26 protein-coding genes, 1 tRNA gene and 1 pseudogene are annotated in these 26,449 nt (G+C 72.5%); 16 read left to right on the plus strand and 12 right to left on the minus strand.

Annotated elements, in window-relative coordinates:
- The coding region (gene aceE, locus CCN29_RS01830) for a pyruvate dehydrogenase (acetyl-transferring), homodimeric type (RefSeq protein ID WP_086679747.1) at positions 1 to 2,377 on the minus strand (2,377 nt) is incomplete at its 3' end.
- Positions 2,378 to 2,780: 403 nt separating this feature from the next.
- Between aceE and CCN29_RS01835 the strand changes: the two genes are divergently transcribed.
- The 6 genes from CCN29_RS01835 to CCN29_RS01860 all read left to right on the plus strand — a co-directional run bounded on the left by CCN29_RS01835 (position 2,781) and on the right by CCN29_RS01860 (position 7,270).
- Positions 2,781 to 3,218 (plus strand): DUF3052 domain-containing protein, encoded by a 438-nt coding sequence (locus tag CCN29_RS01835; protein ID WP_031018687.1) that lies wholly within the window; start codon positions 2,781 to 2,783, stop codon positions 3,216 to 3,218.
- 118 nt (positions 3,219 to 3,336) lie between these two features.
- Entirely contained in the window at positions 3,337 to 3,795 is a 459-nt protein-coding gene (locus tag CCN29_RS01840) for a peroxiredoxin (protein WP_086679749.1), read from the plus strand.
- Positions 3,796 to 3,908: 113 nt separating this feature from the next.
- The gene (locus tag CCN29_RS01845; RefSeq protein ID WP_031018683.1) at positions 3,909 to 4,484 is read left to right on the plus strand and encodes a calcium homeostasis/redox stress adaptation protein; all 576 of its coding nucleotides are present in this window, start codon (positions 3,909 to 3,911) and stop codon (positions 4,482 to 4,484) included.
- A gap of 149 nt (positions 4,485 to 4,633) precedes the next feature.
- Complete coding sequence (locus CCN29_RS01850) at positions 4,634 to 5,209, plus strand: TerD family protein (RefSeq protein WP_031018681.1); 576 nt, start codon at positions 4,634 to 4,636, stop codon at positions 5,207 to 5,209.
- A gap of 48 nt (positions 5,210 to 5,257) precedes the next feature.
- Positions 5,258 to 6,397, plus strand: coding sequence for a DUF475 domain-containing protein (locus tag CCN29_RS01855; protein ID WP_031059909.1), 1,140 nt, complete (start codon positions 5,258 to 5,260; stop codon positions 6,395 to 6,397).
- Positions 6,398 to 6,532: 135 nt separating this feature from the next.
- A complete protein-coding gene (locus CCN29_RS01860; RefSeq protein WP_031018677.1) occupies positions 6,533 to 7,270 on the plus strand; it encodes a TerD family protein in 738 nt (245 codons plus the stop codon).
- Positions 7,271 to 7,340: 70 nt separating this feature from the next.
- Here the strand turns inward: CCN29_RS01860 and CCN29_RS01865 are convergent, their stop codons facing one another.
- Entirely contained in the window at positions 7,341 to 8,315 is a 975-nt protein-coding gene (locus CCN29_RS01865; protein ID WP_031059905.1) for a TerD family protein, read from the minus strand.
- 174 nt (positions 8,316 to 8,489) lie between these two features.
- On the opposite strand from CCN29_RS01865, the gene CCN29_RS01870 reads away from it, so the two are divergent.
- Genes CCN29_RS01870 through CCN29_RS01880 form a run of 3 tightly spaced genes read left to right on the plus strand, consistent with a single transcriptional unit; the run spans position 8,490 to position 13,005 of the window.
- Positions 8,490 to 9,656: an HpcH/HpaI aldolase/citrate lyase family protein gene (locus CCN29_RS01870; RefSeq protein ID WP_031018673.1), complete on the plus strand. Its 1,167-nt coding sequence runs from the start codon at positions 8,490 to 8,492 to the stop codon at positions 9,654 to 9,656.
- Between the two features lie 38 nt (positions 9,657 to 9,694).
- Entirely contained in the window at positions 9,695 to 12,196 is a 2,502-nt protein-coding gene (locus CCN29_RS01875; protein ID WP_107481662.1) for a phosphoribosyltransferase, read from the plus strand.
- Complete coding sequence (locus CCN29_RS01880) at positions 12,196 to 13,005, plus strand: HAD family hydrolase (protein WP_031018669.1); 810 nt, start codon at positions 12,196 to 12,198, stop codon at positions 13,003 to 13,005. The genes CCN29_RS01875 and CCN29_RS01880 overlap by 1 nt, the downstream gene beginning before the upstream one ends.
- 98 nt (positions 13,006 to 13,103) lie before the next feature.
- On the opposite strand, the gene CCN29_RS01885 is transcribed toward CCN29_RS01880, so the two are convergent.
- Positions 13,104 to 13,928, minus strand: a complete 825-nt coding sequence (locus CCN29_RS01885; protein WP_442538206.1) for a DedA family protein — start codon at positions 13,926 to 13,928, stop codon at positions 13,104 to 13,106.
- A 153-nt stretch (positions 13,929 to 14,081) separates the two neighbouring features.
- Between CCN29_RS01885 and CCN29_RS01890 the strand changes: the two genes are divergently transcribed.
- The gene (locus tag CCN29_RS01890) at positions 14,082 to 15,224 is read left to right on the plus strand and encodes a sensor histidine kinase (RefSeq protein ID WP_189408230.1); all 1,143 of its coding nucleotides are present in this window, start codon (positions 14,082 to 14,084) and stop codon (positions 15,222 to 15,224) included.
- Positions 15,215 to 15,862 carry a response regulator transcription factor gene (locus CCN29_RS01895; RefSeq protein WP_442538207.1) on the plus strand — a complete coding sequence of 216 codons (648 nt, stop codon included), beginning with the start codon at positions 15,215 to 15,217 and terminating at the stop codon, positions 15,860 to 15,862. The genes CCN29_RS01890 and CCN29_RS01895 overlap by 10 nt, the downstream gene beginning before the upstream one ends.
- A gap of 24 nt (positions 15,863 to 15,886) precedes the next feature.
- On the opposite strand, the gene CCN29_RS01900 is transcribed toward CCN29_RS01895, so the two are convergent.
- The 3 genes from CCN29_RS01900 to CCN29_RS01910 form a co-directional block, all read right to left on the minus strand.
- Entirely contained in the window at positions 15,887 to 16,108 is a 222-nt protein-coding gene (locus tag CCN29_RS01900; protein ID WP_039988362.1) for an FmdB family zinc ribbon protein, read from the minus strand.
- 40 nt (positions 16,109 to 16,148) lie between these two features.
- Positions 16,149 to 17,579: a coiled-coil domain-containing protein gene (locus tag CCN29_RS01905; protein ID WP_086679755.1), complete on the minus strand. Its 1,431-nt coding sequence runs from the start codon at positions 17,577 to 17,579 to the stop codon at positions 16,149 to 16,151.
- A 74-nt stretch (positions 17,580 to 17,653) separates the two neighbouring features.
- Complete coding sequence (locus CCN29_RS01910; protein ID WP_086679757.1) at positions 17,654 to 18,460, minus strand: DUF4097 family beta strand repeat-containing protein; 807 nt, start codon at positions 18,458 to 18,460, stop codon at positions 17,654 to 17,656.
- Between the two features lie 220 nt (positions 18,461 to 18,680).
- Here CCN29_RS01910 and CCN29_RS01915 point away from each other — a divergent pair.
- A tRNA-Val gene (locus tag CCN29_RS01915) sits at positions 18,681 to 18,752 on the plus strand.
- A gap of 49 nt (positions 18,753 to 18,801) precedes the next feature.
- Here CCN29_RS01915 and CCN29_RS01920 read toward each other — a convergent pair.
- A complete protein-coding gene (locus tag CCN29_RS01920) occupies positions 18,802 to 19,149 on the minus strand; it encodes a DUF8825 domain-containing protein (RefSeq protein WP_006135346.1) in 348 nt (115 codons plus the stop codon).
- A gap of 109 nt (positions 19,150 to 19,258) precedes the next feature.
- Between CCN29_RS01920 and CCN29_RS01925 the strand changes: the two genes are divergently transcribed.
- On the plus strand, positions 19,259 to 19,495 hold the full coding sequence (locus CCN29_RS01925; RefSeq protein WP_031018655.1) for a DUF2277 domain-containing protein: 237 nt from the start codon (positions 19,259 to 19,261) through the stop codon (positions 19,493 to 19,495).
- Positions 19,496 to 19,747: 252 nt separating this feature from the next.
- On the opposite strand, the gene CCN29_RS01935 is transcribed toward CCN29_RS01925, so the two are convergent.
- From CCN29_RS01935 to CCN29_RS01950, 4 genes are all read right to left on the minus strand, one after another.
- Positions 19,748 to 20,347 (minus strand): DedA family protein, encoded by a 600-nt coding sequence (locus tag CCN29_RS01935; RefSeq protein WP_031018651.1) that lies wholly within the window; start codon positions 20,345 to 20,347, stop codon positions 19,748 to 19,750.
- A gap of 323 nt (positions 20,348 to 20,670) precedes the next feature.
- Positions 20,671 to 21,123: a DoxX family protein gene (locus CCN29_RS01940; RefSeq protein ID WP_006135352.1), complete on the minus strand. Its 453-nt coding sequence runs from the start codon at positions 21,121 to 21,123 to the stop codon at positions 20,671 to 20,673.
- A 285-nt stretch (positions 21,124 to 21,408) separates the two neighbouring features.
- Positions 21,409 to 23,052: an alkaline phosphatase D family protein gene (locus CCN29_RS01945; protein ID WP_086679761.1), complete on the minus strand. Its 1,644-nt coding sequence runs from the start codon at positions 23,050 to 23,052 to the stop codon at positions 21,409 to 21,411.
- Positions 23,053 to 23,163: 111 nt separating this feature from the next.
- On the minus strand, positions 23,164 to 23,808 hold the full coding sequence (locus tag CCN29_RS01950; RefSeq protein ID WP_006135354.1) for an HNH endonuclease family protein: 645 nt from the start codon (positions 23,806 to 23,808) through the stop codon (positions 23,164 to 23,166).
- A gap of 401 nt (positions 23,809 to 24,209) precedes the next feature.
- Here CCN29_RS01950 and CCN29_RS01955 point away from each other — a divergent pair, with 401 nt between their 5' ends.
- Both CCN29_RS01955 and CCN29_RS01960 read left to right on the plus strand, forming a co-directional pair.
- The gene (locus CCN29_RS01955) at positions 24,210 to 24,791 is read left to right on the plus strand and encodes a TMEM165/GDT1 family protein (RefSeq protein WP_086679763.1); all 582 of its coding nucleotides are present in this window, start codon (positions 24,210 to 24,212) and stop codon (positions 24,789 to 24,791) included.
- A 176-nt stretch (positions 24,792 to 24,967) separates the two neighbouring features.
- Complete coding sequence (locus CCN29_RS01960; RefSeq protein ID WP_006135356.1) at positions 24,968 to 25,636, plus strand: HAD-IA family hydrolase; 669 nt, start codon at positions 24,968 to 24,970, stop codon at positions 25,634 to 25,636.
- Positions 25,637 to 25,718: 82 nt separating this feature from the next.
- Here the strand turns inward: CCN29_RS01960 and CCN29_RS35500 are convergent, their stop codons facing one another.
- On the minus strand, positions 25,719 to 25,934 hold the full coding sequence (locus tag CCN29_RS35500) for a peptidoglycan-binding domain-containing protein (RefSeq protein WP_442538208.1): 216 nt from the start codon (positions 25,932 to 25,934) through the stop codon (positions 25,719 to 25,721).
- A 7-nt stretch (positions 25,935 to 25,941) separates the two neighbouring features.
- Between CCN29_RS35500 and CCN29_RS35505 the strand changes: the two are divergent.
- Positions 25,942 to 26,449: pseudogene (locus tag CCN29_RS35505) on the plus strand (hypothetical protein); the annotation flags it as partial.

Consider the following 26,449-nt stretch of genomic DNA (forward strand, 5'->3'; position numbering starts at 1 on the left):
CCACCGCCTCGCGCCGCAGCTCGTTCCAGGAGGTCGCCGACCAGACGTCCGCCTTGACGTTCCACTCCTCCGCGAGGATCTTCTGCGCCTCCACCGCCCACGGCAGCGCGACCCCGGACGCCAGGATCTGCGCCGGGAGCGAGCCCGCGGTGCCCTCGCTGAAGCGGTACAGGCCCTTCACGATGCCCTCCACGTCCACGTTCTCCGGCTCCGCCGGGTGCTGGACGGGCTCGTTGTAGACCGTCAGGTAGTAGAAGACGTCCTCGCCGTGCGGGTGTTCCTCCGACGAGCCGTACATCCGGCGCAGCCCGTCCTTGACGATGTGCGCGATCTCGTAGCCGAACGCCGGGTCGTACGCGACGCACGCCGGGTTGGTCGAGGCGAGCAGCTGCGAGTGCCCGTCGGCGTGCTGAAGACCCTCGCCGGTCAGCGTGGTGCGGCCCGCGGTCGCGCCGAGCACGAAGCCGCGCGCCAGCTGGTCGGCCATCTGCCAGAACTGGTCGCCGGTGCGCTGGAACCCGAACATCGAGTAGAAGACGTACACCGGGATCAGCGGCTCGCCGTGCGTGGCGTACGCCGAGCCGGCCGCGATCAGCGAGGCCGTGCAGCCCGCCTCGGAGATGCCGTCGTGCAGCATCTGCCCCTGCGGGGACTCCTTGTAGGCGAGCAGCAGCTCCCGGTCCACCGCCTCGTACTGCTGGCCGAGCGGGTTGTAGATCTTCGCGCTCGGGAAGAACGAGTCCATGCCGAACGTGCGGTACTCGTCCGGCGCGATCAGCACGAACCGGCGGCCGATCTCCTTGTCCCGCATGAGGTCCTTGAGGAGCCGCACAAAGGCCATGGTCGTCGCGATGGACTGCTGGCCCGAGCCCTTCTTCACACTCGCGTACGTCTTGTCCTCCGGCAGTGCCAGCGGCTTGCTGCGCACCACCCGGGTCGGCACGTACCCGCCGAGGGACCGGCGCCGGTCGTGCATGTACTGGAGCTCCTCCGAGTCCGGCCCCGGGTGGTAGTAGGGCGGCAGACCCGACTCCAGGTCCTTGTCCGGGATCGGCAGGTGCAGCCGGTCCCGGAAGTGCTTCAGGTCGTCGACCGTCAGCTTCTTCATCTGGTGCGTGGCGTTGCGGCCCTCGAAGTTCGGGCCGAGCGTCCAGCCCTTGATCGTCTTCGCCAGGATGACCGTCGGCTGGCCCTTGTGCTCCACCGCCGCCTTGTACGCCGCGTAGATCTTGCGGTGGTCGTGGCCGCCGCGCCCCAGGTGCAGGATCTGGTCGTCGGTCATGCCCTCGACCATGGCGCGCAGCCGGTGGTCGTCACCGAAGAAGTGGTCGCGGATGTACGCCCCCGACTCGGTGGCGTACGTCTGGAACTGCCCGTCCGGCGTGGTGTTCATCCTGTTCACCAGCACGCCGTCGCGGTCCTGCGCCAGCAGCGGGTCCCAGGTGCGGTCCCAAATCAGCTTGATCACGTTCCAGCCGGCGCCGCGGAAGACCGACTCCAGCTCCTGGATGATCTTGCCGTTGCCGCGCACCGGACCGTCCAGCCGCTGGAGGTTGCAGTTGACGACGAAGGTCAGGTTGTCCAGGCCCTCGCGTGCGGCGATGCTCAGCTGGCCCAGCGACTCCGGCTCGTCCATCTCGCCGTCGCCGAGGAACGCCCACACGTGCGACTTCGAGGTGTCCGCGATCCCGCGCGCGTGCATGTAACGGTTCATCCGCGCCTGGTAGATCGCGCCGATCGGGCCGAGACCCATCGACACCGTCGGGAACTCCCAGAAGTCCGGCATCGACCGCGGATGCGGGTACGACGACAGCGCGTACGGCGCCTTCGACTTCTCCTGGCGGAAGCCGTCCAGGTGCTGCTCGCTCAGCCGGTCCAGCAGGTACGCGCGCGCGTAGATGCCCGGCGAGGCGTGCCCCTGGAAGAAGACCTGGTCGCCGCCGTCGCCCTCGTCCTTGCCGCGGAAGAAGTGGTTGAAGCCCACGTCGTACAGCGACGCCGAGGACGCGAACGTCGCGATGTGGCCGCCCACCCCGATGCCCGGGCGCTGGGCGCGCGAGACCATCACCGCGGCGTTCCAGCGGGTCGCGTTCAGGATCTTGCGCTCGATCTCCTCGTTGCCCGGGAAGAACGGCTCCGCCCGGGTGGGGATCGTGTTCACGTAGTCCGTGCTGCGCATCTCGGGCACGGCCACGCGCCGGGCGCGGGCCCGCTCGATCAGCCGCAGCATCAGATAACGGGCCCGCTCCCGGCCGCGCTCGTCGACCGCGGCGTCGAGGGAGTCGAGCCACTCCTGGGTTTCCTCGGGGTCGAAGTCAGGAACCTGACTCGGAAGGCCGCCAATGATGATCGGGCTGCGATCGGATGCGGAAGCCACGCTGTTCCTTACCTGTCAGAGGGCCGTGAAAGGGCCGTCGTCTCGCTCGCCACGGCCCGGTGTGCGCCGCTCCCATGCTCCACCCCGCGGCCGCGGACGTCATCTCTACCGAGAGGTAATCCCTCGGCGCGGCCGGTACGGTGACGCAAGGGGCGAATACATGCGAGTCTCGTACCCACAGACGGTTCCCAAACGCCCAAACGGGGCACAAAGGTGTGGTGTCCATCACTGCTGACGGAGACGGGGTGCCTGGAGTTGCGGTGACCCGGCCAGGATCGTCACCGTTTCGGCGGTCCGCACGGCCGGGTACTTGCGCGATCCGTCCCGCCCGTGTGGACTACGGCCAATGCTTCGCGCACGCGCGTGGCTGAGATATTCCCAAGACATGATCAGGAGGCAACCCGTGAGCGCGACCGCGGACCACGCGGAGGAGCGGACGAACCCTGCCGCCAGGCTGGGGTTCCAGCCCGGGCAGGTGGTCCAGGAGATCGGCTACGACGACGACGTCGACCAGGAGCTCCGCGAGGCCATCGAGGGCGTCATCGAGAGCGACCTTGTCGACGAGGACTACGACGACGTGGCCGACGCCGTTGTGCTGTGGTTCCGCGACGACGACGGCGACCTGACGGATGCGCTGGTGGATGCCACCACGTACATCGAAGAGGGCGGCGCGATCCTGCTGCTCACGCCGAAGACCGGCCGGGACGGCTACGTCGAGCCGAGCGACATCTCGGAGGCCGCCACCACGGCCGGCCTGACGGCGTCCAAGAGCGTCAGCGTGGGCAAGGACTGGAGCGGCAGCCGGCTGGCGACCCCGAAGGCGGCCAAGTCGAAGCGGTGACACATCCCCGGACGGGCCGGCGACGACGTGCGTCGCACGCGTCGGCCCGTTCGCGGGACCCTCGTCCGGCCTGCGTAGGGTGGCCGCACGGCACCACCCCGGACCCACGAGGACGACGATGACGATCCCGGTCGGAGCGCAGGCCCCCGACTTCGCACTCAAGGACAATCACGGCGCCCCGGTGCGCCTGTCCGACTTCCGCGGGCACAGGAACGTCGTGCTGCTCTTCTACCCGTTCGCCTTCACCGGTGTCTGCACCGGCGAGCTGAGCGAGATCCGCGACCGGCTGGAGCAGTTCGCCGAGCGCGACGCCCAGGTGCTCGCCGTCTCCAACGACTCCATCCACACCCTGCGCGTCTTCGGCGAGCAGGAGGACCTCCCCTTCCCGCTGCTCAGCGACTTCTGGCCGCACGGCAACGTCTCGCGCGCCTACGGCGTCTTCGACGAGAACAAGGGCTGCGCGGTCCGCGGAACCTTCGTGATCGACCGGCAGGGCGTCGTGCGCGCCACCGTGACCAGCGCGATGGCGGACGCCCGGGACGCCGGCGAGTACCTCGCGGCGCTCGACACCCTGTGACCGTCCGTCCCCAGGGCCTGCGGGCCGGGGGAACCCGTCACTAGGATCGACTCGTTGATCCGACATCCATGCACAACGGGGCATCCCGCCCCCGGGACACCAAGGGAGGACTCGTGGGAGTCAGCCTCAGCAAGGGCGGCAACGTATCGCTGAGCAAGGAGGCGCCGGGCCTGACCGCGGTCATCGTCGGACTGGGGTGGGACGTCCGTACCACGACCGGCACCGACTTCGACCTCGACGCCAGCGCCCTGCTGCTGAACAACTCGGGCAAGGTCGCCAGCGACCAGCACTTCATCTTCTTCAACAACCTCAAGAGCCCCGACGGCTCCGTCGAGCACACCGGCGACAACCTCACCGGTGAGGGTGAGGGCGACGACGAGCAGATCAAGGTCAACCTCGCCACGGTCCCGGCCGACGTCGAGAAGATCGTCTTCCCGGTCTCCATCTACGACGCCGAGAACCGCCAGCAGTCCTTCGGCCAGGTGCGCAACGCGTTCATCCGCGTCGTCAACCAGGCCGGCGGCGCCGAGATCGCCCGGTACGACCTGTCGGAGGACGCCTCGACCGAGACCGCCATGGTCTTCGGCGAGCTGTACCGCCACGGCGCGGAGTGGAAGTTCCGCGCCATCGGCCAGGGCTACGCCTCCGGCCTGCGCGGCATCGCGCAGGACTTCGGCGTGAACGTCTGAGACGGGCACGTCCCGGGTACGGACCCGATCGGCCGTCCGTCACGGCCACCGCCCGGGCGCCGCGCACCACACGCGCGGCGCCCGGGGACGCCCCCTCGCGGGGGAGCGCAGGACCACCTGGAAACACCACCCGGAGGGGGACCAGCATCATGGGCGTCACGCTCGCCAAAGGGGGAAACGTCTCCCTGTCCAAAGCCGCACCCAACCTCACACAGGTGATGGTCGGGCTCGGCTGGGACGCGCGCTCCACCACGGGCGCCGACTTCGACCTCGACGCCAGCGCGCTGATGTGCAGCGGCGGCCGGGTCATGGGGGACGAGTGGTTCGTCTTCTACAACCAGCTCACCAGCCCCGACGGCTCCGTCGAACACACCGGCGACAACCTCACCGGCGAGGGTGAGGGCGACGACGAGTCCCTGCTGGTGGACCTGTCCAAGGTGCCGCAGCAGTGCGACAAGATCGTCTTTCCGGTGTCCATCCACATGGCGGACGAGCGCGGCCAGACCTTCGGCCAGGTCAGCAATGCCTTCATCCGCGTGGTGAACCAGGCGGACGGCCAGGAGCTCGCCCGCTACGACCTCAGCGAGGACGCCTCCACGGAGACGGCGATGATCTTCGGTGAGCTCTACCGCTACCAGGGCGAGTGGAAGTTCCGTGCAGTAGGGCAGGGGTACGCGTCGGGTCTGAGGGGCATCGCTCTAGACTTCGGGGTCAACGTTTCGTAAAGCCGCCACGGCGGCGGGGGAGACCCGTACACACACCTGGGGTAGCCAGTGGTTCTGAAAACCTTCGGCTGGTCGTTCGCGGTGACCGCGCTCGGCCTGGTCGCAGCGATCCTCTTCGGGGGGTGGACCGCCTTCGGAATCGTGGCGATCCTCTCGATCCTCGAGATCTCGCTGTCCTTCGACAACGCGGTGGTCAACGCCGGAATCCTGAAGAAGATGAATGCCTTCTGGCAGAAGATCTTCCTCACCATCGGCATCCTGATCGCCGTCTTCGGCATGCGACTGGTCTTCCCCGTCGTCATCGTCGCGATCAGCGCACAGCTCGGTCCGATCGAGGCGGTCGACCTCGCGCTCAGCGACAAGGACCGGTACCAGGAGCTCGTCACCGACGCCCACCCGGCCATCGCGGCCTTCGGCGGCATGTTCCTGCTCATGATCTTCCTCGACTTCATCTTCGAGGACCGGGACATCAAGTGGCTGGCCTGGCTGGAGCGGCCGCTGGCCAAGCTCGGCAAGGTCGACATGCTGTCGGTCTGCATCGCGCTGATCGTCCTGCTGATCTCCGCCATGACCTTCGCCACCCACGCCCACCAGCACGGCGGCGCGCACGTGGACAAGGCGGAGACCGTCCTGCTGGCCGGCATCGCCGGTCTGGTCACCTACATGATCGTGGGCGGGCTCTCCGGCTACTTCGAGGACAAGCTCGAAGAGGAGGAGGAACAGGAGCACGAGGAGGAGGAGAAGGCCGCACGCGAGGGCAAGCCAAGGTCGGCGGTCGCCCTGGCCGGCAAGGCCGCGTTCTTCATGTTCCTCTACCTCGAGGTGCTGGACGCGTCCTTCTCCTTCGACGGCGTCATCGGCGCCTTCGCCATCACCAACGACATCGTCCTCATGGCGCTCGGCCTCGGCATCGGCGCCATGTACGTCCGGTCGCTCACGGTCTACCTGGTCCGCCAGGGCACCCTGGACGACTACGTGTACCTGGAGCACGGCGCGCACTACGCGATCGGCGCCCTGGCGCTGATCCTGCTCGTCACCATCCAGTACGAGATCAACGAGATCATCACCGGTCTCGTCGGCGTCGTGCTGATCGGCGCCTCCTTCTGGTCCTCCGTGCGCCGCAACAAGCGGATCGCGGAGGCCGAGGCACAGACGGGCGAGAAGACCGAGGTCCCGTCCGGGGTGTGACAGCCCTCCGGGTGAGGAACGCTCTCGACGGGGCGGCCACGAGGAGCAGTCCTCGCAGGCCGCCCCGTCGGCCGTGCGGCGCACCGGCGCCCCGCGGCCGCCGGCGGGGGTTCGACGAGTGGACGTGGGGCGGGAATGGGTTTACTGGACGGACTGCGGCGCGGCCGGAACGACGACTTCGACTCCGGCAACGCGGCCACCAACGCCATCGAGCTGACCAAGCGGCACAGCCATGTGTCGCTGACCAAACAGGGCGCGGCCACCGGCCACCTCCGGATCAACCTGAGCTGGCAGATGCGCACCTCCGACTTCGGCGGCCCGCAGCGCGAGAGCCTGCTGCGCCATCCGTTCAAGGCGCTCAAGCCCCCGGAGGTCGTCGGGCACAGCCAGTCCATGGTCAACGTCGACCTCGACCTGGGCTGCCTGTACGAGCTCCAGGACGGCACCAAGGGCGTGGTGCAGCCCCTCGGCGGCTATCTCGGCGACGTCAACGGCCCGCCGTACGTGAAGCTGAGCGGCGACGACCGGTTCGGCTCCGCCTCCGGCGAGACGATCTACGTCAACCTCGACCAGCGGGAGAACATCAAACGCCTGCTGGTCTTCGCCTACATCTACGACCAGACGCCCGCCTTCGACCGCACCAAGGCCGTCGTCACGCTCTACCCGAGCAACGGCCCGCGCATCGAGATCTCCCTCGACGAACGCCAGCCGCAGGCCCGCTCCTGCGCGGTGGTGCTGATCGAGAACGTGAAGAACGAGATCGTCGTGCGCCGCGAGGTCCGGTTCGTCTACGGCTTCCAGGCCGAGCTGGACCGGCTGTACGGGTGGGGCCTGCAGTGGGGCCGGGGCTTCAAGACCAAGGCCGACCGCTGATCCGCGGCCGGCCCGGGTCCGATGGTGCCGGTGCCGGTGCCGGTGCCGGTGCCGCTGGTGCCGGTGCGGCCTAGCGGCCGAGGAACTGCGGTCCCTGCGGCGGCAGCCGGAAGTCCGGGTCGGGCGCGCCCGTGGCCGGCTGCGGGAAGCCGTACCGGTCCTGCGCCGCCTGGGCGGCGGCCGTGGCGGGCGCGGGCGCCGGGTAGCCCTGGCCGGGCGGGCTCGTCGGGTGCGGGTAGCCGTAGCCGGGCGGGCTGGTCGGGTGCGGGTAGCCGTAGGCGGGCTGCGCGGCCGGGGGCTGCTGCGGGGGGTAGCCGTACGCGGGCTGCGTGGGCACGCCCGTGGGCGGCTGCTCGGGCGGCAGCGGCCGGGACACCTCCGGGGCCGGCGGCGCCGGGATCTGCGCCGTCGTCACCGCGTCCGGCGAGGCGGGCGCGGGGGCCTGCGCGGGCGGCTCGGGCGTGCCCGGCGCGGCGGACGCGTCCGGCTCCTCGGCGGCCTCCGACTCGTCCACCGAGATGCCGAAGTCGGTCGCCAGGCCCTTCAGCCCGTTGGAGTAGCCCTCGCCGAGCGCCCGGAACTTCCAGCCCTCCCCGCGCCGGTACAGCTCGCCGCAGATCAGCGCCGTCTCCTGGCCCGTCTCAGGCTTGACGTCGAAGTACGCCAGGGCCTCGCCGTCCGGGTTCTGCGCGTCGTACAGCAGAATGCGCAGCTCCCGTACGCGGTCGAAGGTGACGCCGTCAGCCGACGCGACGAGCAGAATCCGGCCGACACCGGACTCGACACCGGCGAGGTCCGTCTGGATCGTGTCGGTCAGGGCCTCGGCGACGCGCTTCTTGCCGAGCCGCCACACCTTCCCGGACGGGTGCCGGGGCTGGTTGTAGAAGACGAAGTCCTCGTCGGAGCGCACGCGGCCGTCGAGACCGAGGAGCAGCGCGGAGGCGTCCACGTCCGGCACCCCCTGCCCGGGCGACCAGCGCAGCACGGCGCGTACCGTGGTGGCCTCGAGAGGAACGTTCGACCCCTTCAGCATCGCGTGCGTCATGCGGTCATCCTGCCTTCTCCGTCCTGGTCACGACAACGCGGGGGGTTGGCTCCGACATCACGGGGTTACCTGAAGTTCATGCCCGGCGGGAACCGCCGACATGGACCTCTACGTACTATTACCGGCCACCTTCCGGCCATCGACAAAGTCCATCACTGCCACGGGGGAGTTTCAATGCGTCATTTCGGGCACATCGCCCCTGAGGTGCGGAAACGTCTCTTCTACCGGGAGCCCTGCGAGTTCACCGCCGACTCCCCGGCCCGGCTGCTGTCCGCGGCCCTCGGCGCCACCCTCTACAGCCCCGCCACCCGGCCCCGGCTCGCCGACGACGTCCTCAAGCAGGGCACCCACGGCGTGGTGTCCATGGTGCTGTGCCTGGAGGACTCCATCAGCGACGCCGACGTCGCCGCCGGCGAGGAGAACCTGGTCCGCCAGCTCACCGACCTCGCCGGACGCCCCCGGGCCGACCTGCCGCTGCTGTTCGTCCGGGTCCGCCGGCCCGAGCAGATCGGCGACCTGGTCCGCCGCCTCGGCCCCGCCGTAGCGGTGCTGTCCGGATTCGTCCTGCCCAAGTTCACCGGCGAGCGCGGCCTGCCCTTCCTCGAGGCGCTCGGCGCCGCCGAGTCCGCCTCCGGCCGCCGGCTGTTCGCCATGCCCGTGCTGGAGTCGCCCGAGCTGCTCTACCGCGAGAGCCGCGTGGAGACCCTCGAGGGCATCTTCCGCGCCGTCGACAAGTACCGCGACCGCGTCCTCGCCCTGCGCCTCGGCGTCACCGACTTCTGCTCCTCCTACGGGCTGCGCCGCGGCCCCGACATGACCGCCTACGACATCCAGGTCGTCGCCTCCGTCATCTCCGACGTGGTCAACATGCTCGGCCGCGCCGACGGCACCGGATTCACCGTGACCGGGCCCGTCTGGGAGTACTTTCACGTGCAGGAGCGCATGTTCAAGCCGCAGCTGCGGCAGAGCCCCTTCCTGGAGGTCGAGGCCACGGCCCTGCGCCAGAAGCTCATCGAGCACGCCATGGACGGCCTGCTCCGCGAGATCTCCCTGGACCGGGCCAACGGCCTGCTCGGCAAGACCTGCATCCACCCCTCCCACGTGCTGCCCGTGCACGCGCTGTCCGTCGTCAGCCACGAGGAGTTCAGCGACGCCCAGGACATCCTCCGGCCGGAACGCGACGGCGGGGGTGTACTGCGGTCCGCGTACACGAACAAGATGAACGAGGTGAAGCCGCACCGCGCCTGGGCGGAGCGGACCCTGCTGCGCGCCACGGTCTTCGGCGTCGCCAACGAGGACATCGGCTTCGTCGAACTGCTCGCGGCCGGCCTGGCCGAGTGAGCGGGGCGTCCGGCGCAGTGACCGAGAGGGAGAGAAGAGTGAACACCTGGTCCGGCACCTGGGTCGCCGAGCGGCTCGGCGTCGAGCTGGCCGGCGACGAACGGCTGCGCGGGATGCTGGGGCTGGCGCTGCGGCGCAACCCCAAGCGCGCCCACCTGCTGGTCTCCAACGTCCTCGGCAAGCACGTGCCCCAGACGCCGTCCGTGGTGTACGGGCACGGCGTCGAGCTGGGCCGCCGGGTACGGGAGCTGCTGGGCGACGCCGCGGCCGGCCGGGCCGTCGTGCTCGGGTACGCCGAGACCGCGACCGGCCTCGGTCACTCCGTCGCAGACGGCCTGGGCGCCGCGCCCTACCTGCACTCCACGCGCCGCCCGGTCCCCGGGGTCGCCACCGCCGGCGGCTTCGAGGAGTCCCACTCGCACGCCACCTCCCACCTGCTGCTGCCCGAGGACCCGTCCCTGCTCGCCGGGGACGGACCGCTGGTGCTCGTCGACGACGAGTTCTCGACGGGCAACACGGTGCTGAACACCGTCCGCGACCTGCACACGCGCTACCCGCGGCAGCAGTACGTGGTGGTCGCCCTGGTCGACATGCGGTCGCCGGCGGACGCCGGGCGGCTGGAGCAGTTCGCCCGGGAGATCGGCGCGCGGATCGACCTGGTGACGACAGCGTCGGGCACGGTGCGGCTGCCCGCGGGCGTCCTGGAGAAGGGGCAGGCGCTGGTCGCGGAGTTCGAGGCTGCCACCGGCGACCCTCAGGGCGCCGGTCGGACAGCCGGCCCAGGGGCGCGGGGAACTGCGCGACAAGCCCCCACCGGCCCGCAGCCGCCGACGGACCGCATCACCCGCGTGGACCTCCGCTGGCCGGCGAACCTCCCCGACGGAGGCCGTCACGGCTTCACGCCGAACCACCGCACCCGGCTGGAAGCCGCCCTTCCCGCCATGGCGGACCGAATAGCCGCCGCCCTCCCGGCGACCGCGCGCCGCGTCCTGGTCCTCGGCTTCGAGGAACTCATGTACGCCCCCCTGCGGCTGGCCGCGGAACTCGAGCGCACCACCCCCGCCGACGTGCGCTTCTCCACCACCACCCGCTCACCCGTCCTCGCCGTCGACGACCCCGGGTACGCCATCCGCACCCGCCTCGCCTTCCCCGCCCACGACGACCCCGCCGACGGCCCCGGCGAGCGCTACGCCTACAACGTCGCCGCCGCCGGCTTCGACGCCGTCGTCGCCGTCGTCGACTCGGCCGCCGACACCCCCGCGCTGCACGCCCCCGGCGGCCTGCTCGCCCGGCTCGCCGAACACACCCCGCACGTCCTCCTCGCGGTCGTACCGTCGTACGTGCCCCCCGTCGCCCAGGACGCCCCCGAAAGGCCCGCCACCATGCTGCCCGAGCCCCTCCGCGGCCCCGCCTTCTCCTCGTACGCGCCCGAGGAGGTCGGCTGGCTGCTCCAGGACCTCTCGGACGTGACGCTGGAGGCGCCGACCGAGGAGCGCGAGGAGGCCATCCAGAGCGGCGGCGCCCACTACGCCGAGTCGCTGCCCGTGGAGTACCAGCCGAGCGAGCAGTACCAGCGGCTCTTCCAGAACGCCCTGGACGCCTCGGCGGCCCGCCTCGCGCACGCCGTCGGCGTGGTCACCGAGACCGTCCTCGCCGAACGGTCGCCCCGTCCCGTACTCGTGTCCCTCGCCCGCGCCGGAACCCCCGTGGGCATCCTGATGCGCCGCTGGGCACAGCACCGCCACGGCCTCGACCTGCCGCACTACGCCGTCTCCATCGTGCGCGGCCGCGGCATCGACGCCAACGCCCTGCGCTGGCTGGCCGGCCACCACGACCCGCGCGACGTCGTGTTCGTCGACGGCTGGACCGGCAAGGGCGCCATCACCCGCGAACTCGCCCAGGCCGTCGAGGCGTTCGAGAAGGCCGAGGGCGTCACCGGCTTCGACCCGGAGATCGCGGTCCTCGCCGACCCCGGCTCCTGCGTCCGCACCTACGGCACCCGCGAGGACTACCTGATCCCCTCCGCCTGCCTCAACTCCACGGTCTCCGGCCTGATCTCCCGCACCGTGCTCCGCGCCGACCTGGTCGGCCCCGACGACTACCACGGCGCGAAGTACTACCGCGAACTCGCCGGCGCCGACCTGTCGGTGGCCTTCCTGGACGCCGTCTCCGCCCGCTTCGAGGAGGTCGCCGAGGCCGCCTGCGCCGAGGCCAAGGACCTGCTCGCCGCCGACCGCACGCCCACCTGGGAGGGCTGGGCCGCCGTGGAGCGCATCAGCGAGGAGTACGGCATCCACGACGTCAACCTCGTCAAGCCCGGCGTCGGCGAGACCACCCGCGTGCTGCTGCGCCGGGTGCCCTGGAAGGTACTGGCCCGCGCCGGGGCCGGCGCCGACCTCGACCACGTCCGCCTCCTCGCCGAGCAGCGGGGCGTCCCCGTGGAGGAGGTCCCCGGCCTGCCCTACACCTGCGTCGGCCTGATCCACCCCCGCTACACCCGGGGCGCCACCGGCGCCGACGGCACGGCGGTGACCCGCTGATGCCCGTCATCGTCGCCAGCGACCTCGACCGCACCCTCATCTACTCCGCCGCCGCGCTCGCCCTGACCATGCCCGACGCGCGGGCGCCCCGGCTGCTGTGCGTGGAGGTCCACGAGAGCCGGCCCCTGTCCTACCTGACGGAGACCGCGGGCCACCTCCTCACCGAGCTGGGCGACGAGGCCCTGTTCGTCCCCACCACCACCCGCACCCGCAAGCAGTACCAGCGCATCAACCTCCCGGGACCTCCTCCCACCTACGCGATCTGCGCCAACGGCGGCCATCTACTGGTCGACGGCGTCTCCGACCGGGACTGGCACGAAAGCGTCCAGGCCCGGCTGGCCGACGAGTGTGCCCCGCTGTCCGAGGTCCAGGACCACCTGCTGCGCACCGCCGACCCCGTGTGGCTGCGCAAGCACCGGACCGCCGAGGACCTCTTCGCCTATCTCGTCGTGGAGCGCGAGCTGCTGCACGAGGAGTGGGTGAAGGAACTCGGGGAGTGGGCGGAGAACCGCGGCTGGACGGTCTCCCTCCAGGGCCGCAAGATCTACGCCGTCCCCAAGCCGCTGACCAAGAGCGCCGCCATGCGGGAGGTCGCCCGGCGCTCCGGCGCCGACCTGACCCTCGCCGCGGGCGACTCCCTCCTGGACGCGGACCTCCTCCTCGCCGCCGACCTGAGCTGGCGCCCCGGCCACGGCGAACTCGCCGAGGCCTCCTGGACGGCCCCCGGAGTCCGCGCCCTGCCCGAGCGGGGCGTCCTGGCCGGCGAACGCATCCTCCGCGAGTTCCTCCGCACCGTCCGCTCCCGCTGAGCCGGAGTCCCGCCGGGGGCCGGCCGGAGCCCTGCCGGGGGGCCGGCCGCGGCTCTTCCCCGGGCTGGCCGGGGGCCCTGCCGGGACCCGGCGGTGGATCAGTCGGGGCGGCGCAGGCTCAGGGTGTCGGCGGCCTGGTGCCGCGCCGGACGGGCTTTCCCGGACGGGGCACCGGCGTCCTTCCCGGCACGGGCGCCGGCGTCCGCGTCGGAGTCGGACTCGCCGTCCGTGTCGCGGGAGCCGGCCTCCGCCCGTCCCCGGCCGGCGCGACGGCTGCCGCCGCCCGAGCGGGACAGGCGTATGACGACGAAGGCCACGAGGGCCAGGGCGGCCGCCGCCAGCACCACCTTCGAATAGGCCGACACGACGGACGTCACCTGCGTCCAGTTGTCCCCGAGCAGGTATCCCGCGAGCACGAACGCCGTGTTCCATATCGCGCTGCCCAGCGTGGTCAGACCGAGGAACAGCGGCAGCGGCATCCGCTCCACCCCGGCGGGTATGGACACGAGACTCCGGAACAGCGGGATCATCCGGCCGAAGAACACCGCCTTCGACCCGTGCCGCAGGAACCACGCCTCCGTCTTCTCCACGTCCGCGACCTTCACCAGCGGCAGCCGCCCCGCGAGGGCCAGCGTCCGCTCCCGGCCCAGCAGCGCCCCCACCCCGTACAGGGCGAGCGCGCCGATCACCGAGCCGGCGGTGGTCCACAGCAGCACGGCGAACAAGCCCATCCGCCCGTTGCTCGCGGCGAAGCCCGCCAACGGCAGGATCACCTCGCTCGGCACCGGCGGGAAGAGGTTCTCGAGCGCGATGGCGAGGCCGGCCCCGGGCGCGCCGAGGGCGTCCATCAGGTCGTTGACCCATCCGGGTCCGGCGTCCGCGCCCGAGGCCGCCGTGATCGTCTGCGCTGCGATCGATGTCATGCCGTCCACGCTAGGAAATCGGAGCTGAAGGGTCGCTGAGGAAAGCCGCACGATCGGGTGCGGCTTCCCGCACGGACCCTTGCGGTTCTCCGCAGGGGGAATTGCGGTTTTCCGCAGTGTGTGCCCCTGGACGCCCCGGCTAGTCTCGCGATCATGCGAGTCATGGCACGGCGTGTGGTGCGGTGCGCGGTCGGCCTCATGTGGGGGGCCGCCGCGGCCGTCGTCGAGCTGCTCGGCACCGCCCTGGCCGGCCTGCTGATCCTGCTCGTCGTGGCCTGGCCGCGGCCCCGCAGGGCCGCGCTCCGCCCGGTCCTCGCGTGCGCGCGGAAGATGACGGAGCTGGAGCGGGCCCGGCTCAGGGTCTGGCTGCGGGTCCACACCTCTCCCGTGTACGAGGACATGCAGGCCCTGCAGTATCTGGCCTCCCGCTGGGCGCTGGGCGTGCTGGGCGCGGTCGTGATGCTCTCGGCGGCGGTCGGTCTCGGCTACGGCACCTCCTGGATGTACCTGTGGCTGCTGGTCGACGACGTGCGCAACACCGGAGCGGTCGTCTACACGTCCCTCGCCGGGCTCTTCCTGCTCTTCCTCACCGTGCAGGGGATACTCGCGGTCGCCGAGCTGGAGCGGAAGCTGGCCCGCCGCATGCTCGGTCCTCGCCACCAGGAGGAGCTGGAGCGGCGCATCGCCGAGCTGTCCGCGAGCCGCGCGGCGGTGGTCGACGCGGTGAACGACGAGCGGCGCCGCATCGAGCGGGACCTGCACGACGGGGTGCAGCAGCGGCTGGTCGCGCTCGGCATGCTGCTGGGCCGCGCCCTGCGCAGCCAGGACCCCGAGCGCGCGGACCGGCTGCTGCGCCAGGCGCACGAGGAGAGCCGGCAGGCCCTGGACGACCTGCGGGAAGTGGCCTGGCGGATCTACCCCACGACCCTGGACGAGGCGGGGCTGCGGGCGGCGCTGGAGACGGTCGCCGAGCGGGCGTCGGTCCCGGTGCGGGTGGAGTACAAGCTGAGCGGGGAGCCGGCGCGGCCGGTGGCGACGGTCGTCTACTTCGTGGTGTGCGAGGCCGTCACCAACGCGGTGAAGCACGCGGCGCCGAGCCGGATAGTCGTCGCGGTCGGAGCGGAGGAAGGAGCGTTGCGGGTGAGTGTGGAGGACGACGGCCGGGGCGGGGCGAACGCGTCGGGAAGCGGCCTGTTCGGGCTGGCCCGGCGGGTGGCCGCCCTGGACGGGAGGCTGGATGTGCGCAGTCCGCCGGGCGGGCCGACGCTGGTGACCGCGGAGCTGCCGTGCGCGTGATCCTGGCCGAGGACTCCATCCTGCTGCGGGAGGGCCTGGTGCGGCTGCTGGCGGAGGAGGGGCACGAGGTGCTCGCCGCCGTCGGCGACGCGGACCGGCTGATGGAAGCGGTCGCCGCGACCCCGCCGGACGTGGTGGTCGCCGACGTCCGGATGCCGCCCACCCACACCGACGAGGGGCTGCGCGCGGCCCTGGAGATCCGCCGCAGCCGCCCCGATGTGGGGGTGCTGGTGCTCTCGCAGTACGTGGAGAAGCGGTATGCGACGGAGCTGCTGTCGGGTGAGTCGGAAGGGGTGGGCTATCTGCTGAAGGACCGGGTGGTCCAGGTCGACGAGTTTCTGGACGCGCTGGAGCGGGTGGCCGCCGGGCGGGCCGCCTTCGATCCGGAGGTCGTCCGGCAGCTGCTCGGCCGCACCACCCACGTCGACCCGCTGGCCCGGCTCAGCGCGCGGGAGCGTGCGGTGCTGGCCGAGATGGCGCAGGGACACACCAACGCGGCCATCGCCCGGCGGCTGCACATCTCGCAGAGCGCGGTGGAGAAACACACCAACGCGATCTTCGACAAGCTGGAGCTGGCGGGCGGAGGGGAGGGCTACTCGCGCAGAGTGCTGGCGGTGCTCCGCTACCTGGGCAGCTGATCCGCCGGGCCGGGCTGCGCGGGGTCAGCCGCAGCAGCCCCCGCCGCAGCAGCCGCCGCCTCCGCCGCCCGCGCGGGGGGCCGGGGCCGCCGCGGAGGCGGTGCCGCCGACCGCGACCGTGGAAAGGAGCTTGACCGTGTCGTCGTGGCCCGCCGGGCAGGCCGCGGGGGCGGAGGACTCCGCCATCGGACGGCTCAGTTCGAACGTGTCGCCGCAGGTGCGGCAGCGAAATTCGTAGCGAGGCATGGGCACAGGTTAACCGGACCGACCGGCGGGAGGGGGCCGGTCAGTTGGCGCCGGCGCCGCGTTCCTCCCGGATCTGCGCCACCACGCGGCTCACGGTGTCCCGGACCGCCTCCGTCTCGGTGAGGAAGTGCCAGTAGTCGGGGTGGCGGCCCTCCAGCCCGGCGATCGCGCGTTCCAGCCGGGCGACGGCGTCGTCGAGCGGGCGGGCGTGGCGCGGGTCCGGGGTGTTGCGGCCGGCCATGGCGAGCCGCTGGGCGTCCCGGATGGCGAACCGGGTGCGTTCGATCTCCTGCTCGGGGTTCTTCTGCACGGCGTTGAGGCGGTGCAGGCGGTCCCCGGCGGCGGACACGGCCTCGTCGGTGGTGTTCAGCAGGGCGCGCGCGGTGGACAGCAGGGAGGTGGCGTCGGCCCAGCGCTGTTCGTCGCGGGCCGAGCGGGCCTCGGCGAGGCGGTCCTCCGCCTGCCGGACGTTGCGCTCGGCGAGCTCGGACACGCCCTGGAGGTCCTGCCAGCAGGCGGCGGTGAAGCGCCGGCGCAGTTCGCTCAGGACGGGTTCGACCTGCTCGGAGCGGGTGGTGAGGGCCTGGGCGCGGGTGCGCAGGGAGACCAGCCGGTGGTCGATCTCGGCGGCCCGCTCCGGCAGCCGCTCGGCCTCCACGCGGATCGCCTCCGCCTCGCGGGTGACGCGGGCGGCCCGGTCCAGGGTGCCGGGCACGCCGTGCTGCCCGGCGCCCTGGTTCAGCTTGGTCAGCTCGGGGGAGAGGGCGGCCAGCCGGGCGGCGAGGTCGTCGGCCTTCAACCCCGAGCCGCGGGCGGTGTCCAGGGCCTGGGAGGCGGCGAGCAGTGCCTGCCGGGCGCGTTCGACGGCGGGTGCGAGCCGGGCCAGCTGGGTCTCCGCCTTGCCGAGCAGCGGGCCGAGCCCGTCGGCGAACCGGTCCAGGTCCTGCTTGACCCGCCCCAGTTCGTCCTTGGCGGCGGTCAGATCGGCGCGGGCCCGGGAGGCCATGGCGGCGTCCAGGTCGTCGCGGTCGAGGTCGTGGGCGTCGACGGCGCTGATGTAACGGCCGCTGGCCTCGTCGATGCGCCGGCCGAGCGCCGCGAAGTCGTCGACGGCCCGGCGGGAGGCGGGGGAGTCGTCGACGGCGGTGATCGTCTCGATGGAGATCCGCAGATCCCGCTGGGCGGTGTCGAGTTCGTAGAAGGCGGCGGCCGCGGCGTCCTTGGCGGCCTGCGCCTCGGCGCGCTGGTTCTCCGCGCGCCCGCCGAACCAGCGCCGGGTGCCGCCCCCGGCGAACGCGGCGGGCAGCACCAGCGCCGCGACCAGCGGCAGGGCCGCCAGGGCGAGCGCGTCCCGCAAGGCTCCGGGGGCGCGGCGGGCACGCCCGCCCGCCGGCACGGGGAAGGCGACTCGGCGCAGGCGGGGCACGCGCGGTTCCGACGGCGAGTGCGGTCGCGCTGGTGTCGCCGTCACATCCCTCTCCCGTACTGTCGTTCGCCCGGCCCGATGTCATTCTCCCACCGGTACAGGACGAACACACGGGCCCGTCAGTTCGCCGTGCGGACGGTGAGTTTGCCGTCGCCGGTGCGCGCGGTCACCTCGTGGGGGCTGGAGTCGTCGCGCGGGACGGACACGTCCTCGGCGCCGTCGCCGGTGGAGGTGTCCACGCGGTAGGCGCCGCGCGGCAGGTCGATGGTCGTCGAACCGTCGCCGCTGCGGGACTCCACCCGGTCCGGCACGGCGGTGAGGACGAGGTGCACGGATCCGTCGCCGCTGTGGGCGCGCACGGTGCGGGAGGAGACCTCGGCGCGCACCGAACCGTCGCCGCTGCGCAGTTCCAGCGGGCCGCTGGTGTCGCCGACGCGGACGGAGCCGTCCTTGGTGCGGATGGTCAGCGGGTCGCGGAAGCCGTCGGCCCGCACGCTGCCGTCGCCGCTCTCGACGGTGACGGCGACGCCGCGCGGCACGACGATGCGGTGCTTGGAGGAGCAGTCGGCGACGACGCCCGAGCAGTGTTCGCGCAGCACCAGCCGGTCGCCGTCCAGGGACCAGGTGACCTTCGGGTCCGAGCCGAGGGCGACGGCGCCCTGGAACCACCGGGTGACCGCGATCTCGCCGGCCGGCTGCTCGTCCGAGGCGACGATCTCCAGAGCGGACTCGTCGGAGTCGACGGTGAGGCGGGCGCCGGGCAGCTCGAAGGTGCGCCGGTCGGGTTCGTCGTCGTCGGCGGCCGACGTCCCGCAGGCGGTCAGCGCCGCGCCCAGCACCACGGCGGCCCCGGCGAGCGCGAGGACCCGCAGCCGTGCGGGACGGGAGACGCGGGTGGGCGAGGTGGTGCGGGCGGTGACGGTCATGACGGGCTCCCCCTGGGCGTGAGGCCGGCGGACGGACACCGCGTGGTGCGGCGGCGCCGGACGTCTTCGACCGTACGGAGGCGGGGGCCCGGAGGGGATCCGGCCGCCCGGCGGATCGGGAGTGGGGATATCCCCCGTGCTGAGGGCGTACGGGGTTTGCGGGACCGTGACCCCGGACATGTAGTCTGTCCACTCGACCCGGGCGGCGAGCGCGGGTCAGGGGTGCGTAGCTCAGGGGTAGAGCGCCTGCCTTACAAGCAGGATGTCGGCGGTTCGAAACCGTCCGCGCCCACATGACAGGGCCCCCGGAGCGTCTCCGGGGGTCCTGTGCCGTCGGGGGGCTACGGCGACTGCTCCTCGTCCTCGCCCTCGTGGGCGTGCTTCAGCGCGGAGCGGGCCCGCACGCGGTCGGAGCCGGTGATCTCGGACCAGTAGCGGTGGGTGCTGACGAACACGGCGAGCTCGTGCTCGCGGCGCCGGAGCTTCTCGACCTCGGCCTGCTCGTCCTCGGTCCAGCCGGGCGAGGCGGGGCGCTCGACCTTGCGCCAGCCGTTGTCGTCGCTGAACCCGTCGAGGGGTTCGACCGACCAGGGGAGCCGCTTCAGCAGGGCCGACAGCTCGGCCCGGACCTGATGCAGTTCCTCCTGACCGGCGAGGAGGTCACTCGGAAAGTCATAGGTCGCAGCCACGGCCCAATGATACGCCTGTTCGATTTTGGGTGGCGAGTTGTTCCGGGGTCTCCGGGGCGGTCTTCACTCCTTCGTGGCCACAGGCGGCGGGAGGGGCGAGACTGGGGTCATGTGCCGGAGTATCAAGACTTTGCGTCCGCCCGCGCTTCCCGAGGAGGCCACGGAGGAGGACATTCGCGCCGCCGCGCTGCAGTACGTGCGGAAGGTGTCCGGGTTTCGGGCGCCGGCCGCCCACAACCGTGAGGTGTTCGACCGTGCGGTCGAGGCGGTCGCCGAGGCGACGGCCGAGCTGCTGGGCGGACTGGAGGTTCGGGGGGTCCCGGCCCGCGGGGGTGCCGCGAGCTGAGTGGCGGTGCCCCTGCTTCTGTGCGGCTACTGGGGTGCCGGGGCTGTTTGTGTGCCGGGTGCGGGTTGTGGCGTGGTTGGTCGCGCAGTTCCCCGCGCCCCTGAGGGTGCTGCCGCCCCCCTCGGCTACTGGGGTGCCGGGGCTGTTTGTGTGCCGGGTGCGGGTTGTGTTGTGGTTGGTCGCGCAGTTCCCCGCGCCCCTGAGGGTGCCGCCCCTGGGGGGCGTCTGCCGCACGCGCCCCTGGCGGGGTGCCTAGCCTGCCTTTGCCGGGTGTGGTTTGCGCATCAGGTAGCCCGCGCCCGCGCCCGCTGCGAGGAGGGCGCCGACGGAGACCGCCGCGGCCAGCCAGGTGGCGCCGAGCCACTGGCCGCCGAAGTAGCCGAGGGCGACGCTGTAGCCGGCCCAGGTCAGGCCCGCCAGGGCGGACCAGGGGAGGAAGTCGCGGGCGCGGTGGCGGGCGGCGCCCGCGCCGAGCGAGACCACCGAGCGGCCGGCCGGCGCGAAGCGCGCGAGGACGACGAGACCGCCGCCGCCCCGGGCCAGCGCCGCGCCGAGACGTTCCTGCGCGCCCCGCAGCCGGCGGGAGCGGGCGAGGGCGCGGTCCAGGCGGGGGCCGCCGCGCCAGGCGAGGCGGTAGGCGACCAGGTCGCCGAGGACGGAGGCCGTGGCGGCGCAGAGCGTCAGCACCAGGATGTCGGGCACGTAGGCGGCGGTGCTCGCGGCTGCCGCGGTGGCTGCGGTGATCACCAGCACCCCGCTGGGCAGCACCGGGAGGAACACGTCGAGCAGGACCGACAGGGCCACCACCGCGTAGATCCACGGGCTGCCGACCAGCGACCCGACACTCTCCACTCGCACTCCCCGTACGCCCCCGTGGGCCCGCGCCTGCCGCGCTGTCGCGGTGGAGGCGGCAGGGGTGGCAGGAGAGGCCGATGACAGCCATACAGCGTACGCCCGGTAAGTGACGGAAAGGTCACGGGGGGTTCGCCCGCCCGGTGCCGGGAGTTCGCCCACCCGACGTCCCCCGCTGACGCGGACCGGCCCGCCCGCACGCCGCGGCGCCCCCCGCCACGTGCGGCGGGGGGCGCCCTGTACGACTCGGTGTGCCGTTGGGGAGGCAGGTGCCGTGGGGAGGCGTCGGCGGTGGTGCGGGGTCGTGCGGTGGTGCGGCGCGGTCAGGCGGCCACGGGGGTGTGTTCCGCCGGCCGTTCCTCCCGCGCGGAGGCGCGGCGGGCGAGCAGTCGGTCCAGGCCGAAGGCGCCGGAGCCGGTGAAGATCAGCAGGAACATGGCCCAGCAGTACATGGCCGCGCCCTCGCCGTTGTTCTCTATGGGCCAGAGGGCCTGGGGCTGGTGCACCTTGAAGTACGCGTACGCCATCGCGCCGGACGACAGGAACGCGGCGGCCCGGGTGGCGAGGCCGAGCAGGACGAGCGAGCCGCCGACGAGCTCGATGACTGCGGCGTACCAGTTCGGCCAGGCACCGGTCTCGAGGGTGGAGCCGTTGCCGTCCGTGCCGCCGAAGAGGCCGAGCAGGGACACGGCGCCGTGACAGGCGAAGAGCAGGCCGACGACCATGCGGAACAGGCCCAGGGCGTATGGCTGGGCGCTGGTGAGGCGTCCGTTCATGGGGGGTCTCCTTCGGTCGGGCCGGCCCCCGGATGAGGCCGGTCCAGGGGGGCGGAACCGAGTCGGAGAACCACGTTAGGTCTGCCTAAAACTTGCTTGCAAGTTCAACATTTGGCCACGGCTTCGGCCCCTTTTGACCCCCTCCCGCGCACCCCCGCCGCACGTCACCGCGCACCCCGGGACACCCCCTTGATCGCAGGCATGACCGGAACCGCCCCCCGTCGCACAGCAAACCCACAGGTACCTGAAAGCAACGGCGGTTCAGCGGTTCCGCGGCTCGGCCGCTCAGCGGCTCAGCTGCCGTTCCATGACACGCCGCAGCCGCACCCCGGCCCCCTCCTGCCGGGCGTGCTCCAGCCGCAGCACCGCCGAACGCCCCCGGGTGGCCAGCGTCATCAGCTGGTTGCCGAACCACGGCCCGCCCGTCCTGCGCCAGGCGACCGGCGGCCGCCCGAGTCCGCCGTGCAGCGCGAACGCCCGGCCGAGGGTCCGGGCGGCGGCGCTCCAGCCGAAGCGGAAGCCCACCCGCATCGAGGCGGGGATGGAGTTGTGGACCGGGGAGCAGGTCAGCTGCACCACCCGCGCCTCGGGCGCCGCGCGCCCCGGCCAGTCCGGCTCGGCGACATAGGCGTGGTGGACGTCCCCGGAGAGCACGCACACCGTGGCGGGCGCGTCGTGGCCGCTGCCCGCCTCGGCCAGCAGCTCCGCCAGCTCCTCGAACGAGTCCGGGAACGCCGACCAGTGCTCCAGGTCCGCCGCGCGCCGCAGCTTCTCCCCGAGCCGCGCCCAGCGCGGGCCCTTGTCGCCCCGGCACAGCACGGAGCTCCACGCCTCGACGTCGTGCACCAGGTGGGGGAGCAGCCAGGGCAGGGACGTGCCGACGAGCAGATGGTCGTAGGAGCCGCGGCCGTCGAAGATCTGGGCGCGCAGCCAGTCGGCCTCGTCCCGGTCGAGCATCGAGCGGCGCCCCTCCTCCAGCACCCGGGCCGCGCGGCTGTCCACCATGACCAGCCGCACCCGGCCGAAGTCGCGCCGGTAGCTCCAGCGCACGGCCGTCGCGTCGGCCTCCGCCCGGGAGGCGAAGTCGCGCAGCGCGCCGGTGCCGTCGGGCGCCTCGCGCACGGCCGCGTAGAGCGGGTCGGCGTCGAGGTCGGCGGGGGAGAGGTTCCCCAGGTGCTGGTGCACCCAGTACGACATCAGCCCGCTGAGCACCCGCTCCCGCCACCACGAGGTGGCGCGCATGTCCTCGACCCAGGAGGCGGAGGTGTTCCAGTCGTCGATGACGTCGTGGTCGTCGAAGATCATGCAGGTGGGGACGGTGGACAGCAGCCAGCGCACCTGCGGGTCGAGCCAGGACTCGTAATAGAGGTGGGTGTACTCCTCGTAGTCGGCGACCTGGCTGCCCGGCGGCTCGCTCAGGTCGCGGCGCTTGGCGAGCCACTCCTTCGTGGCGTCGGAGGTCTCGTCGGCGTACACCTGGTCGCCGAGGAGCAGCAGGACGTCCGGGCGTTCGCCGTCGGGGTCGGCGGCGAGGCGCTTGGCCAGGGCGTCCAGGGCGTCCGGGCCCACCGGGTCGGGCTCCCCGGTGGGCGGGGAGGCCCAGCGGCAGGAGCCGAAGGAGACGCGCCGGTCGTCGCCGGCCGGGGTGCGGATCACCGACGGCGGGAACGACGGGAACGGCTCCCGGGCGAGCGGCCACACCCGCTCGCCGTCCACGAAGACCTCGTACGGGGTCGTCGTGCCCGGGGTGAGGCCGGTGACCCGGACGAGCGCGTAGTGGTGGCCGTACACCTGGAAGGTGCCGGACGTCCCGCCGGTGCCGTCCGGGCAGCGCACCTCGACGGTGCCCGGACCGTCCGTCTCCGCCCAGACGGTCGCGGACGACCCGTCGACGTACCTCAGCAGCGGTCCGAGCCGCAGTCCGGCCATGGTGACCCCTTCCTCCGTCGCCCCGTACGGTACGCAGCGACGGAGGTCACCGGGGAGATTCGCGCGCCCGGCAATTCGGGCGGCGCAGCCTCGGCGGTCGTCCGCGCGGCGTCAGCAGTTGTTGAGGTACCCCTGGAGCGCGGACTTCTCCGCGGAGTCGACGGACAGGTCGTAGTAGTACTTCACCTGGACCCACGCGCGGACGTAGGTGCAGCGGTAGGCCGTGCGGGACGGCATCCAGGTGGCGGGGTCCTGGTCGCCCTTGGCCTGGTTGACGTTGTCGGTGACGGCGATGAGCTGCGGGCGGGTCAGGTCGTTGGCGAAGGCCTGGCGCCGGGAGGTGGTCCAGGAGCCCGCGCCGGAGTCCCAGGCCTCGGCGAGCGGTACCAGGTGGTCGATGTCCAGGTCGGAGGCGGCGGTCCAGGTGGCGCCGTCGTACGGGGAGTACCAGCTGCCGCTGGTGGCGGCGCAGGAGGAGTCGGTGACGACGCCTGAGCCGTCGCGCTTGAGCACGGTCTCGCGGGTGTTGCAGGCGCCGGACTGGGTGATCCAGTGCGGGAACAGGTCACGGTCGTAGCCGGTGCGGCTCTCGGTGCGGACGTCGAGGGTGGCGAGGTAACTGCGGGCGGTGGCGGCGCTGACCGGGGTGGGGAGGGCGGCGGAGGCGGCCGGGGCGTTGAACAGCCCGACGGAAGCTATGAGTCCGGTGAGCGCCGCGGCTATGCTGAGCCGTCGACGCGCGTAGAACTTCGACATGCGAACTCCCTTGTGGGGTGCGGGCGTTGGCGTGCGTGCAGGGGAATGCTCGCGGCGCCGTGTTGCCGGGAGGCGAGGGTCCGGTAAGAAGCTAATGACGCGCTCATGACACGTCTATGGTTCAGGTGTGAAGTTTCCGCGTACGAGGCCGCGCGCGGGCGTCGCGTACGATGGACGGCGCAGAAGGGGAGTAGCTCTTCGCCGGACCGTCGACATACTGCTCAGCCCGCCTGAGCCGGCGCCCGGAGGCGGACCCGTGAGGGGTCCTGCCAGCGAGACCTTCGGCAAGCAGTGCACGCCCGCGCCCCACGGCTCGGGCGCCGAGTGTGCTGTCGTGCCGAGGCGTCTTGCGCGAAAGCTCATCACTCTCGGCGGGGCGGCCCCGACCGATTGAGGAACCGTTGATCAGCCTGACCGTGACGGCCGTCGTCTTCGGCGTCGTCTTCCTCGCCGAACTGCCCGACAAGACCGCGCTCGCCGGTCTCGTCCTCGGCACCCGCTACCGCGCCTCGTACGTCTTCGCCGGCGTCGCCGCCGCCTTCGCGGTGCATGTCGCGCTGGCCGTGGCGGCCGGCAGTGTGCTGACCCTGCTGCCACAGCAGCTCGTGCACGCGGTCACGGGCGTGCTCTTCCTGGGCGGCGCGGCGATGCTGCTGCTCAAGAAGGACGAGGACGAGGAGGAGATCCGCAAGCCGGAGGACCAGTCCTTCTGGAAGGTCGCCGGGGCCGGGTTCATGCTCATCCTCGTCGCCGAGTTCGGCGACCTGACGCAGATCATGACGGCCAACCTCGCCGCCCGTTACGACGACCCGCTCTCCGTCGGCCTGGGCGCCGTGCTGGCGCTGTGGGCGGTCGCCGGTCTGGGCATCGTCGGCGGCAAGGCGCTGATGAAGCGGGTGCCGCTGAAGCTGATCACGCGGATCGCCGCGCTGCTCATGCTGGGCCTGGGCGTATGGAGCCTGTGGGAGGCGGTCGCCGGGTGACGCACGGCCGTCCCGTCGGTGAACACCCCGTGGAGGCGGTGGCGGGAGGCCGGGATGTTTTGTACCGTGGTTGAACAAAGTGGCTCCCGCCCGTTTTCCCTGACCGGCGGGCGGGGCCGCCTTGTCCCGCACGGGAACCGCCTCCACGGTCCCGCACTACCGCCTTGGAGCAGCCCATGACGGCCACCGCCACCGCCGTACTCCCCGCCCGCGCCCTCCTGCTCGACATGGACGGCACCCTCGTCAACTCCGACGCCTCGGTCGAGCGCATCTGGCGCCGCTGGGCCGAGCGCCACGGGCTGGACGGCGACGAGGTCATGAAGGTGGTGCACGGCCGGCAGGGTTACGCCTCCATGGCACTGCTGCTGCCGAACCGGCCCATGGAGCAGAACTACGCCGAGAACGCCCGGCTGCTCGCGGAGGAGACCGCGGACACCGAGGGCGTCGTCGCGATACCGGGCGCCCGGGAGTTCCTCGCCTCCCTCGACGGGCTGCCGCACGCGCTCGTCACCTCCGCGGACGTCGCCCTGTCCACGGCGCGAATGGCCGCCGCCGGCCTCGAACAGCCCGCGGTTCGGATCACCGCCGAGTCGGTCGGCGCGAGCAAGCCCGACCCGGAGGGCTTCCTGAAGGGCGCGGCCGAGCTGGGCGTCGACCCGGCGGACTGCGTCGTCTTCGAGGACTCCGGCGCGGGGATCGCCGCGGGGCGCGCCGCCGGGATGCGGGTGGTCGGCATCGGCCCGCGCGCCGGCTTCCACCGGCCGGACGTCGTCGTCCGCGACCTCACCCAGGTACGGGTGGAGCGCACGCCGGACGGCACGATCCTGCTGCACGTCTCGGAGTGACGGGCGGGGAGTGACGGACCAGGGGTGACGCGGGGAGTGACGGGCCGCGGGCTGCCGCCCCGCTCCTGCTGCTGCCGGTCCGTCAGGGCGTTCCGGTCTCCGCCTCCAGGCGGGCGCGGGTCTGCGGGCCGTACACGCCCAGCTCCTCGTCGATCCCCCGCGACCACTGGTAGTGGCGCACGGCCTCCTCCACCCGGCGGCCGTACTGGCCGTTCATGTCCCCCTGATACAGCCACACCTGGCGCAGACGCTGCTGGAGCTCGACGACCTCCGGTCCCCGGTCGCCACGCCGCAGCACGGGAGCGGTGTCGACCGGCTCCTCCGGCTCCGGCTCCGGGGCCACGGCCGGCGCGGACGACTCGGCGTCGGCCGAGGGGGTCGCCGACGGCCCGTCGCTCGCGGACGCGCTCGGCGCGGAACTGGACGCCGAGGGCGACGGCGACCCCGACGCGCTCGCGCTCGCGGACGGGGAGTCCGAGACGGACGCGGACGCGTCGGGGGAGACGGGCGGGGCCTCGGAGGACGGCTCCGCCGAGGGCGCCGCCGACGACGCGTCCGGCAGGCCCGCCCTGACGTCGTCCGGGGCGGCGGTGTTCCGCGACGGCGTGTCGTACGAGAACAGCCCGCTCGCCCAGCCCGCCGCGCCCAGTACGGCCACGGCGGCCCCGGACGCCACGATCAGCGCACCGCGCCGACGGCGGCTGCGGGGCGCGGGGTCGTCGGGCCGGGGGGCGGCCACCCCCGCGGACACGGTGCGGAGCGGACGGGTGGCGTCGTCGAAGAGGCCCAGGTCGTCGGCGTTCGGCTGGGCGG

It is taken from the genome of Streptomyces pseudogriseolus (assembly GCA_002154585.1).
Lineage (GTDB): Bacteria > Actinomycetota > Actinomycetes > Streptomycetales > Streptomycetaceae > Streptomyces > Streptomyces pseudogriseolus.